Annotated in this window: 9 protein-coding genes; 3 read left to right on the top strand and 6 right to left on the bottom strand. The window is 65.6% G+C overall.

Annotated elements, in window-relative coordinates:
- Nucleotides 1–80 precede the first annotated feature (80 nt).
- The 3 genes from FRZ40_RS27430 to FRZ40_RS27420 are packed head-to-tail and all read left to right on the top strand — an operon-like array spanning nt 81 to nt 2,984.
- Nucleotides 81–851, top strand: coding sequence for a PadR family transcriptional regulator (locus FRZ40_RS27430; RefSeq protein ID WP_147236217.1), 771 nt, complete (start codon nt 81–83; stop codon nt 849–851).
- Between the two features lie 20 nt (nt 852–871).
- Nucleotides 872–1,690 (top strand): siderophore-interacting protein, encoded by an 819-nt coding sequence (locus FRZ40_RS27425; RefSeq protein WP_147236216.1) that lies wholly within the window; start codon nt 872–874, stop codon nt 1,688–1,690.
- A gap of 25 nt (nt 1,691–1,715) precedes the next feature.
- On the top strand, nt 1,716–2,984 hold the full coding sequence (locus FRZ40_RS27420) for an MFS transporter (RefSeq protein WP_147236215.1): 1,269 nt from the start codon (nt 1,716–1,718) through the stop codon (nt 2,982–2,984).
- 17 nt (nt 2,985–3,001) lie between these two features.
- Here the strand turns inward: FRZ40_RS27420 and FRZ40_RS27415 are convergent, their stop codons facing one another.
- From FRZ40_RS27415 to mmsB, 6 genes are all read right to left on the bottom strand, one after another.
- Entirely contained in the window at nt 3,002–5,242 is a 2,241-nt protein-coding gene (locus tag FRZ40_RS27415) for a xanthine dehydrogenase family protein molybdopterin-binding subunit (RefSeq protein WP_147236214.1), read from the bottom strand.
- Between the two features lie 23 nt (nt 5,243–5,265).
- Nucleotides 5,266–6,267, bottom strand: a complete 1,002-nt coding sequence (locus FRZ40_RS27410) for an FAD binding domain-containing protein (protein WP_147236213.1) — start codon at nt 6,265–6,267, stop codon at nt 5,266–5,268.
- 10 nt (nt 6,268–6,277) lie between these two features.
- A complete protein-coding gene (locus FRZ40_RS27405; RefSeq protein ID WP_147236212.1) occupies nt 6,278–6,823 on the bottom strand; it encodes a (2Fe-2S)-binding protein in 546 nt (181 codons plus the stop codon).
- Nucleotides 6,824–7,188: 365 nt separating this feature from the next.
- Entirely contained in the window at nt 7,189–8,343 is a 1,155-nt protein-coding gene (locus FRZ40_RS27400) for an enoyl-CoA hydratase/isomerase family protein (protein ID WP_147236211.1), read from the bottom strand.
- On the bottom strand, nt 8,340–9,137 hold the full coding sequence (locus tag FRZ40_RS27395; protein ID WP_147236210.1) for an enoyl-CoA hydratase: 798 nt from the start codon (nt 9,135–9,137) through the stop codon (nt 8,340–8,342). Before FRZ40_RS27395 ends, FRZ40_RS27400 begins: the two co-directional genes overlap by 4 nt.
- Nucleotides 9,134–10,030 (bottom strand): 3-hydroxyisobutyrate dehydrogenase, encoded by an 897-nt coding sequence (mmsB, locus tag FRZ40_RS27390; protein WP_147236209.1) that lies wholly within the window; start codon nt 10,028–10,030, stop codon nt 9,134–9,136. Before mmsB ends, FRZ40_RS27395 begins: the two co-directional genes overlap by 4 nt.
- Between the last annotated feature and the right edge of the window lie 670 nt (nt 10,031–10,700).

Here is a 10,700-nt window from a genome sequence, read left to right as displayed (position 1 = left end):
ATAAATCAAAAATCCCCCTTGACGAACTATCTTTAGATATATATCTTACGATACATCTTAAGACATTCGGAGATGCCACCATGCGTCATCACCACCCGCGTTTTTCCCGCGACTTCATCCGCGACGCCGCATGTGCCCGCGATCCTTCGTTCTTCGGCTTTTACGAGCGCTTCCATTCGTTCTGGCACGCGGTCGGCCGCCATCAGCGCGGCGGCGGACGGCATGGCGGGCCGTTCGGCGGCGGCGGCCCGTTCGGAGGCGGCTTCGGCGGCGAGGGCGACGGTTTTCCGCGCGGCCGCAAGTTCACATCCGACGATCTGCAACTGCTGCTGCTCGCGCTGATCGACGAACAGCCGCGCCACGGCTACGAGCTGATCAAGGCGCTCGAAGCGCGCTCGAACGGCTTCTATACGCCGAGTCCCGGCATGGTCTACCCGGCCCTCACGTATCTGGAAGAACTCGGCTACGTCACCGTGCAGCTGGAGGGCAACCGCAAGCGCTATTCGCTTGCCGACGCGGGCCGCGAGTACCTCGCCGTCAATCGCGAACGCGCCGACCTCATGCTCGCGAAGCTCTCGCACATCGCGCGCAAGATGGACTCCGTGCGCCGCGCATTTGCGGGCGAAGCAGGAGACGCCAACGACGACAGCACGGGCGAATACGGTGGCTGGCTGCCTGAGTTCGTCCAGGCCCGCCGCGCGCTGAAACACGCGCTGCTGCTGCGCGACAACGCGTCGCCCGAAGAACAGCGGCGCATCGCGGCGATCCTCGCGCGCGCCACGGCCGAAATCGAAAGCAGGCCGCGCGAAAACGGCGGCCCGACACCAGGCGCACCGGGCGAGACGGCCTGAGCACAGAGAGAGAACATCGTATGCAAGCAACCCGAACCGATCTGACCGTGACGCGCGTGCGTCATCCGCTGAAATTCCGTCTGCTCGAAGTGAAGCACGTCGAAGCCGTCACGCCGCATCTGATCCGCGTGACCCTGACGGGCGACGATCTGCACGACTTCGTCTCCGCCTCGTTCGACGATCACGTGAAAGTGTTTTTCCCCGCCGCCGGCGAAGACAAACCGACGCTGCCGGCAGCGGGCCCCGAGGGCCCCGTGTTTCCGACGGACCGTCCGCGCCCCGTCGCGCGAGACTTCACGCCGAAGCGTTATGATCGCGACGCGCGCGAACTCGAGCTGGAGTTCGCGATGCACGAAGCCGGCCCCGCCGCCGAATGGGCGGCGCAGGCGCAAGCGGGGCAATACCTCGGCGTCGGCGGCCCGCGCGGCTCGTTCGTCGTGCCGACGGGTTTCGACTGGCATCTGCTGATCGGCGACGATACCGCGCTGCCCGCCATTGGCCGGCGTCTCGCGGAACTGCCGCAAGGCGCGCGGGTCGCGGCCGTGATCGAAGTGGCCGATCCATCGGCGCGCATCGAGTTCGACACGCAAGCCGATCTGTACATCGAATGGCGCTATCGCAGCGAAGGCGCGTATCGCGGCAGCGAACTGCTGAAGGCGGTGCGCGAGACCTTCGTGCCGGACGGCGAAGGCTACGTATGGGCAGCAGGCGAAGCAGCGACGATGCGCGCCGTGCGCCAGCACCTCGTGAACGAGCGCGGCATCGACAAGTCGCGTATCCGTGCGTCGGCGTACTGGAAACAGGGCGAACAGGCCGTCCACGAAAATCTCGACGACTGACGCCTCTCATTCAACCGGAGACTGGATGCTCTCATTGAACGAACGGCACGAGCGGCGCCTGTTGTGGCTGCTCGCGCTCACGCAATTCACCATCATCATGGACTTCATGGTGATGATGCCGCTCGGCCCGCAGATCATGCATGCGTTCGAGATCTCGCCCGCGCGCTTCGCGACAGCCGTCTCCGCGTACTCGTGGTGCTCGGGGCTGTCGGGTCTGCTGGCCGCCACGTATATCGACCGCTTCGACCGGCGGCGTCTGCTGCTTGCCATCTACGCGCTGTTCGCGCTGTCGAACCTCGGCTGCGCGCTGGCGACGAACTTTCCGCTGCTGCTCGCGGCGCGTGCGTTCGCGGGCATCACGGGCGGCGTGCTGGCGTCAGTGGTGATGGCGATCGTCGGCGACGTGGTTCCCGTCTCGCGCCGCGGTGCGGCGACGGGCACGATCATGACGGCGTTCTCGCTAGCGGCGATTGCGGGCGTGCCCGCCGGCGTGATGCTCGGCGCGCATTTCGGCTGGGCATCGCCGTTCGTGCTGCTGGTCGCGCTGTCGTGCGTGATCTGGCTGGGCGGTCTGCGCATCGTGCCGTCGCTGACGGAACATCTGCAGAAACAGCGCGTGCCGCTCGCGCAGGTGCTGCCTGATCTGTGGCGGCTCTTCGCGAACGCGCGGCATCTGAACGCGTTCGCCCTGACCTTCGTCGTGATGATCGGGCACATGCTGGTGATTCCGTTCATCGCGCCGACGCTCGTCGCGAATCACGGCATTGCGCCCGCCAATCTGTCGTGGCTGTACATGGCGGGCGGCGCGGCAACCTTCTTCACGTCGCGGCGCGTCGGACAGTTGTCGGACCGCTACGGCAAGAAGCGCGTGTTCCGCATCGCTGCGCTGCTGTCCATTCTGCCCGTGCTGTTCGTCACACATCTGCCCGACATTCCGTTCTACGCGATGGTGCTGTTCTTCCCGTTCTTCATGGTCGCGATGTCGTCGCGGATGGTGCCGATGCAGGCGCTGCTCACGACCGTCCCCGCGCCGCGGACGCGCGGCGCGTTCCTGAGCGCCAACAGCGCGGTGCAGGCGATGGGCACGGGCTGCGGCGCGTGGTTCGGCGGTCTGATGCTGTCATCGACGGCGCAGGGGCAGATCGCGGGCTATGGGACGGTCGGATGGCTCGCGGCAGCGGCCGCCGTGTTCGCGTGCTGGTGGATCGGGCGCGTGAATGGCGCGGGCGAGCAAGGCGCTGCAGACGTCGCGGCGACGCCTGCAGCGGGGACGGAGGCGGTTGGCGAGGCGTGACGCCTCGTCATTGCGACTCAGCCCGCAATCAGATCCTCGATCATCACCGGCAGCTTCCTCACCCTCACGCCCGTTGCATGATGCACGGCATCCGTGATCGCGGCGGCCACGCCCGCCAGCCCGATCTCCGCGATCCCGCGCGCGCCCAGTTCGTTGAACACGGGGTCGGGATAATCGAGAAACGACACATCGAGCGCGGGCGCATCGGCATGCGACGCGACGATGTAATCGGCGAGATTGCTGTTGATGGGCGCGCCGTTCTGCGGGTCGTACATCGTGTGCTCGAACAGCGCCATGCCGACGCCCATCACCACAGCCCCTTCCACCTGATTGCGCGCCGCGCGCGGATTGATCATGCGGCCGCCGTCGATCACCGTCACGACGCGGCTCACGTGCAGCCGCGCCGTCTCCGGCTGCCACGTCACCTCGGCGAAGTGCGCGCCATACGAATAGATGGAATGGCGCTTCTTCAGCGGATCGTCGAAACCGCCCTGCGCACTGCCCTTGCCTGACGCCGCGTGCATCTTCGCGGCCTCGAGTATTTGCGCGAACGGCACGCCCTGCTCCGGTGCATCCGTCTTGCGATGCACGCGCCCCGCGCCGAACGCGAGCGTGTTCTTGTCCGCGCAATGAAACGGCGAGTCTTCGACGGCCACGGCGCGCGCCAGCACCATCCCGGTGGCGGCGCGCGCCGCCTGCAGCACGGCGGGTATCACGGAAGCCGTCGCCGCCGACCCGCCCGAGATCGGCCCGAGCGGCAGCATCGTATCGCCGAGCACGACCTGCACCTTGTCGATGGGAATGCCCACGTGTCCCGCGACCAGTTGGGCCAGCACCGTGTACGTGCCCGTGCCGAGATCCTGCGTGCCGCACACGACGCGCGCCGTGCCGTCCGCGCGCAGATCGACGGTCGCCTCAGCCGAAAAGCGCAGCCCCGGCCAGCCGCATGCGCCGACGCCCCAACCGAGCGTCAAGCCGTCGCGCTTCATCGAGCCGATGGCCGCCGTACGCTGCGCCCAGCCGAATTTTTCCGCGCCCGTCTTCAGACATTCGACGAAATGCCGCGATGAAAACGGCAAGCCCGTCGACTCATCCACTTGCGGCTCGTTCATCAACCGGAATGCGACGGGATCGATGTCGAGCTGGCGCGCCAGTTCGTTCATCGCCGATTCGAGCGCGTATAGGCCGGGCACGGCGCCCGGTCCGCGCATCGAGGTCGGCGAACCGACGTTGCGGCGCGCGATACCCGAGCTCACGCGCAGATCCGGCACGCTGTACAGCACGGGCGTGATCTCGCCGCAGCTTTCCTCGTAATCGTCGGCGAGCGCGGCGTGATTCAGATAGTCGTGGCGAATCGACGTGAGCTTGCCCGTCCTGTCGGCGGAAAGACGCACGCGCTGTTGCGTGGTTGGACGATGGCCGACGTTCTGAAACATCATCTTGCGGCTCACGACGAGCTTCACCGGCTGCCCCGTATGACGCGACGCCGCCGCCGCGAGCAGCGTATGCGGCCACACCCACAGCTTGCCGCCGAAGCCCGAGCCGAGATAGCGCGAGATCACGCGCACGCGTTCCTTCGGCAAGCCGAGCATCTGCATCAGCGTGCCCTGATGATTGGACACGGCCTGGGTGGTCTCGTAGAACGTGTAGCCGTCCCCGTCCCCGTCTCCGTCCCAATGCGCAATGCTCGCGTGCAGCTCGATCGGATTGTGCGTTTCGACGGGCGTCACATAGGTTTCGTCGAGCCGTACCTCGCTTTTGTCGTATGCAGCCGCCGCGTCGCCGCGTTCGCTTTGCACCTGCGGCTCGCCGCTGGCCTGCAGCTCATCGCTGACGTCGTGGTGCGCCGTTTCGTAACTGACCTTCACGGCTGCTGCGGCGGCACTCGCCGCCTCGAACGTATCGGCGACGACGGCGGCCACATACTGGCCGTAATAGCGGATCACATCGTCTTCGAACGGCGGGCGGGCTTCGTCGACGAAGCCCGCCTCCATCGAATTGCCCGCGATGCGATAGAAGCGGCCGACGTTGCCGCGATGCAGAACCACGCGCACGCCGGGCATCGACTGCGCATGCGCGAATTCGAGCGACGTCACGCGGCCGCTTGCGATCGTCGCGCAAACAGGCACCGCGTACAGCATGTCGGGGAGATCGATATCGGAGGTGTACTGCGCGCGCCCGCTCACTTTCAGCGGACCCTCGATGCGCGACTGCGGCTGCCCAACCACGGACAGCAGGGAATCGGACACAGTGGACATGGAAAGAAGTCCTCGAAAAAATTTCAGACGGACTGCGTGACCAGAGTCAATGCATGAATCAGGCAGCGCCGCGCGAGTTCGATCTTGAAGCCGTTCTGGCTCTGCGGCTTCGCATTGGCGAGCGCGGCGTCGGCGGCGCGCGCGAAGCTCGCCGTGTCGGGCACGGCGCCCGCGAGTTCGGCCTCGGCTTCGCACGCGTGCCACGGCTTCGTGCCGACACCGCCGAGCGCGACATGCGCGCGCGTGATGCGCCCATCGGACACGTTAACGACGACAGCCGCCGACGCCAACGCGAACTCATACGACGCGCGATCGCGCAGCTTCAGATACAGCGAGCGGCTGCCCGGAATCGGCGGCAGCGTGACATGCGTGACGAGATCGCCGGGTTCGAGCACGGTTTCCCGCTCGGGCGTGTCGCCGGGCAACAGGTAGAAATCGTCGATGGGCACAGTGCGCGCGCCTTTCGTCCCCTGGATCTGGATCGTCGCGCCGAGCGCCGCGAGCGCGACATTCATGTCCGACGGATTGGTCGCAATGCATGCGTCGCTCGTGCCGAGTATCGCCATGGTCCGGTTGAAGCCGGTGCGCGCGGCGCAGCCCGAACCGGGCGCGCGTTTGTTGCAGGGCATCGCGGTATCGCGGAAGTACACGCAGCGCGTGCGTTGCAGCAGATTGCCGCCCGTCGTCGCCATGTTGCGCAACTGCGCGGACGCGCCCGCGAGCAACGCCTGCGACAACACCGCGTACGGCTCGTGGATCAGCGGATGCATCGCGAGGTCGGCATTGCGCACGGTCGCGCCGATGCGCACGCCCCCTTCGTCCGTCGTTTCGACGCGATCGAGCGGCAGCCGGCTGATATCGACCACGCGCGCGGGCCGCTCGACGTCGAGCTTCATCAGATCGAGCAGTGTCGTGCCGCCCGCAAGAAAGCGCACGTGCGCGCCCTGTTGCGCCGTCTGCGAGGCGGCGCCCGCCGCGACGGCGTCGCGCACGTCGTTCGCGCGCGAAAGCTGGAACAGTTCCATCGTGGCCTCCTCAGCGCTTGCCGCGCACGGACTGGATGGCCGTCACGATGTTCTGGTACGCGCCGCAGCGGCACAGGTTGCCGCTCATGGCTTCGCGCACGTCGGCATCGTCTGGGCCGATTGGCTCGCCGAGCAGCGCGACGGCCGACATGATCTGGCCTGCCGTGCAATAACCGCACTGATAGCCGTCGCATTCGACGAAAGCGGCCTGCATCGGATGAAGCGCATCGGGCTCGCCGATGCCTTCGATGGTGGTGATCGTGTCGCCCGCATGCGTGGCCGCGAGCGACAGACAGGCATTCACGCGGCGGCCGTTCACGTGCACTGTGCACGCGCCGCATTGGCCGTGGTCGCAGCCTTTTTTCGTGCCGGTCAGATGCAGATGCTCGCGCAACGCATCGAGCAACGTGGTGCGAGGATCGAGCGACAGCGCGTAAGACGTGCCGTTCACATTCAGTTCGACGGGAATCGTGACGCCCGGCGCGAACTGTGGCGCGCCGCTGCGTTCGCGGTTGTCCTGAGGCGTGAGTGGGGGCCGTGCGATGGTGTGGGGCATCGGGGAATCTCCATGCTGCAACCGGAAGCGGACGATCGGAAGGAAGACTGTCGAATGCCTGATGGCGCGGACCACGCTGACGCGACGCGGCGGCCGCATCGTGGAGCGCCGATGGACAAGCGAAAAGTATAGGCGCCGCTATGCGAACGCGCCTGCAGCGCACCCGTGCGACGGCACGCTTCGAACCGTCCGCGGCTGCGCATCTCGACTCACATCCCGATCTCCTGGAGCGATGTATGCGAGCAAACGCGATACCCGGCCTCCATTGAGCGCGCTGCAAACATCGGTAAGCGTCACCTCCTGGTGACGCGCTACAGCCGCGATACCGGTGTGCCGATGGGCGGTATTGGTTACCGGTTCTGAGGTTACCGGTTCTGAGATTGCCCGCCGAGATCCGCCAGCGGATGCGCCTGCGTCCGCCAAGGCGACGACAGAAAATGCCGCACGCGCTCCGGCCGCACCTCGGACAGCGTCGCGGGCGCCCAGCGCGGCTTGCGGTCCTTGTCGACGAGATGGGCGCGCACGCCCTCGCTGAAATCGCCCTCCTCGATCGCGCGCGTGACGATGCCCAGTTCCATCCTGAAGCATTCGGCGAGCGTCATCTGACGGCCGCGCAACAGTGCATCGCGGGTGACGTACAGCATGGTCGGCGAGTGCGACGTGAGCGCATCGCAGGTGGCCTGCAGCCATTGACGCACTTCGCGTGCATGTTCGCGTTCGAGATCCTGGCGCAACGTCGCGACGATGCGCTCGATGCCCGAACGCCTGTCGAAGTGCCGCATCATCAATTGCGTGAAAGCGCCGAGCCCCGCATGCGGAACGATGTTGCACGGCGGCTCGAATACCGTGCGCAACGCACGCAGCAGATCGCCGGCGGCGACGTCGGCCGTGTCGATGCGCAACAGGCGCTCTTCGAACGTATCGAGCCATTCCGACGGCACGCATAGATCGGCGAGCCGGAACAGCAGCGCATCGGCGCCTGTGAGCGTGACGCCCGTCAGTCCGACATACAGTTCGATCTCGGCGGGCATCACGGACAGAAAACGCGTCGCGCCGACATCCGGCAGAAAGCCGATGCGCGTCTCCGGCATCGCGATCTTCGTGCGCTCGGTGACGATGCGCAGCCGCGCCGCCTGGCCTAGTCCCATGCCGCCGCCCATCGCGATGCCGTCGAGCAATGCGACGACGGGTTTCGGGAACGTGTGCAGCGCGTAGTCGAGCCGGTATTCGTCGATAAAGAACTGCTGCCAGCCGCTCTCGTTGCGCTGGCGCATGCCGTGCAGCGCGCGCACGTCGCCGCCCGCGCAGAAGCCTTTCGTGCCCGCGCCGCGCAGCACGACGGCGACGATCCCGCTATCGTCGCGGCATTGCTCGATCAGCACGGCCAGTTCGCGCACCATGTCGTGCGACAGCGCGTTGAGCGCGGCGGGCCGGTTGAGCGTGACGATCGCGACGCGATTGACGACGCGAAACAGCACGTCCGGTTCGTGCATGGCTTCCTGTTCGAGGACGGCGCTCATCGCTGCAACTCCCGGGCTTCTGCCGTTTGCCACTTCGGCGCGCGTTTTTCGAGGAACGCATTGACGCCCTCGCGCTGATCCGCGCCATCGAACAGATCGACGAAACGTTCGCGCTCCACTGCGAGCGCCGCACTGCGCGGCACGCCGTTGCGCGCCTGCTGGATCAGTTCCTTGCTGTACGTGACGGCCTGAGGACTCAGGCCCGCGACGCGCGCCGCCATCGCGAGTGCGAACTCGCGCGCCGCGCCCTTCTCGACCACTTCCTCGACGAGGCCGATGCGCAGTGCCGTCGCCGCATCGACGCGTTCGCCCGTCAGCACGATGCGCTTCGCCCAGCCTTCGCCCACGAGCCAGGGCAGCGTTTGCGTGCCGCAGCCGCATGGCAGCAAACCGACGGCCGTTTCCGGCAGCGCCATTACGGCATGTTGTTCGGCGATGCGGATATCGCAGGCGAGCGCGCATTCCAGGCCGCCGCCCATCGCATAGCCGTTGATCGCCGCGATCACGACGGGTCGCGCGTTTTGCAGCACCTCGAATGCGCCACCGAAGCGCGACGCTGCGAGACGCGCGACTTCCTTGTTGCCGTCGGCGAACGTGTTGAGGTCGGCGCCCGCACTGAAGAATTTGGGACCGTCGCCCGTGATGACGATGGCGCGCACCTGTGCTTCATCGTTCAGACGTCCGATGGTGTGCTGCAACTGCAGCAGCCCTTCCGGGGTGAACGCGTTGGCGGGCGGACGCTTCAAGGTCAGCAGCGCGACGCTGCCGTCGTGAGCGTAGTCGAGTTCGATCATGACGCGCCTCCCTCGTTGCGATACAGCTTGATGACTGCGGAAAAGTCGAGCTTGCCGGCGCCTTTGGTGCTCATCGTCTGATAGAGCTGCTGCGCGAGCGCGCCGAGATAGACGGGTTGGCGCGCGAGCTTTGCGGCATCGGTGGCGAGTCCGAGATCCTTGAGCATGAGGTCGGTGCCGAAGCCGCCCGTGTAGCCGCGCGTCGACGGCGCCGTCTCGATTACGCCGGGGAACGGGTTGTAGGTATCGGAACTCCAGCAACGGCCCGTCGACGTATTGATGATGCCGCCGAGTACTTTCGGATCGATGCCGAGTGCTTCGCCCAGCGCCATTGCTTCGGAGACGCCTGCCATTGTGATGCCGAGCACGAGGTTGTTGCATATCTTGGCGACCTGGCCCGTCGAGGTGCCGCCGCAATGGACGATGTTCTTGCCCATGGCTTGCAGCACTGGCTTGACGTGCTCGTAGGCTTCGGCTGTGCCGCCGACCATGAAGGTGAGCGTGCCGGCTGCGGCGCCGCCTGTGCCGCCTGATACTGGCGCGTCGACGAATGTATTGCCGTTTTGTTTCGCCAGTTCGGTGAAGATTTTCACGCTGGCTGGGTCGATGGTGCTCGAGTCGATAATCGTGATGTTCTTCGCGATACCCGCGAGTATGCCCTCTTCGCCTGTCAGCACCGCTTTTACATGTGCCGCTGCCGGCAGCATCGTGATGACCGCTTCTACGTCTGCTGCTGCGGCTTTTGGTGTTTCTTTTGCTGTTGCGCCTGCGGTTGTTAATTCCTGCACTGCGTGCGCGTTCAGATCGAAGACCTGCAGTGCGTGGCCCGCTTTTAGCAGATTCAGCGCCATCGGCGCGCCCATGTTGCCTAGTCCTATGAAGCCTATCTTCATGTTGCCTGTCTCCTTTCTGTTCTGTCTTGCGATGCTGAGGTGTGGGTTTGGTTTTTTGCTGCGCTGGCTGGCATCCGCGATTTCGTATCGGTGCCTCACGCGTTGCCCCTGTGCGGGGCGGCACCTACTTTTCTTTGCCGCTGCAAAGAAAAGTAGGCAAAAGAAAGCCGCTCACCCCGCCAATCCTTGTGTTTGCCTGCGGGCCCCCTACGGGTCCCGCACTCCAGGCGGCAACACGCTATTTCATGTGCGTTGCCAACGCCTTTGAAAGTCGCATCACCCACTCCAGTCACCCGTAGCGCAGCCAGCGGCAGCGACTCGTCTGCGCCGCCCAGGTGGCAAACGGTGTGTAGCTTGTCGCACCTTACGCGTTAGCGCTTCTACGACACCGATCCCGCTTTTCAGTCCGGAGTGGTGCACTTCCATTGCGACGGTCTACACACCGTTTGCCACCTGGGCGGCGGTGGATTTACCGGTAATGCAATTCGTGACGCGGGCATGTGAAGCGGGTGATGCATACAGTTAGCACGCTGGCAGCTCGCGTGAGACAGTGCGTTGCCGTGTGGAGTGCGGGACCCGTGGGGGGCCCGCAGGCGACCACCAGAACTGGCGGGGTGAGCGGCTTTCTTTTGCCTACTTTTCTTTGCCGCTGCAAAGAAAAGTAGGTGCC

Source organism: Paraburkholderia azotifigens (assembly GCF_007995085.1).
Lineage (GTDB): Bacteria > Pseudomonadota > Gammaproteobacteria > Burkholderiales > Burkholderiaceae > Paraburkholderia > Paraburkholderia azotifigens.
Note: the sequence above shows the minus strand (reverse complement) of the source record. Positions and strands in the feature narration are given on the sequence as shown.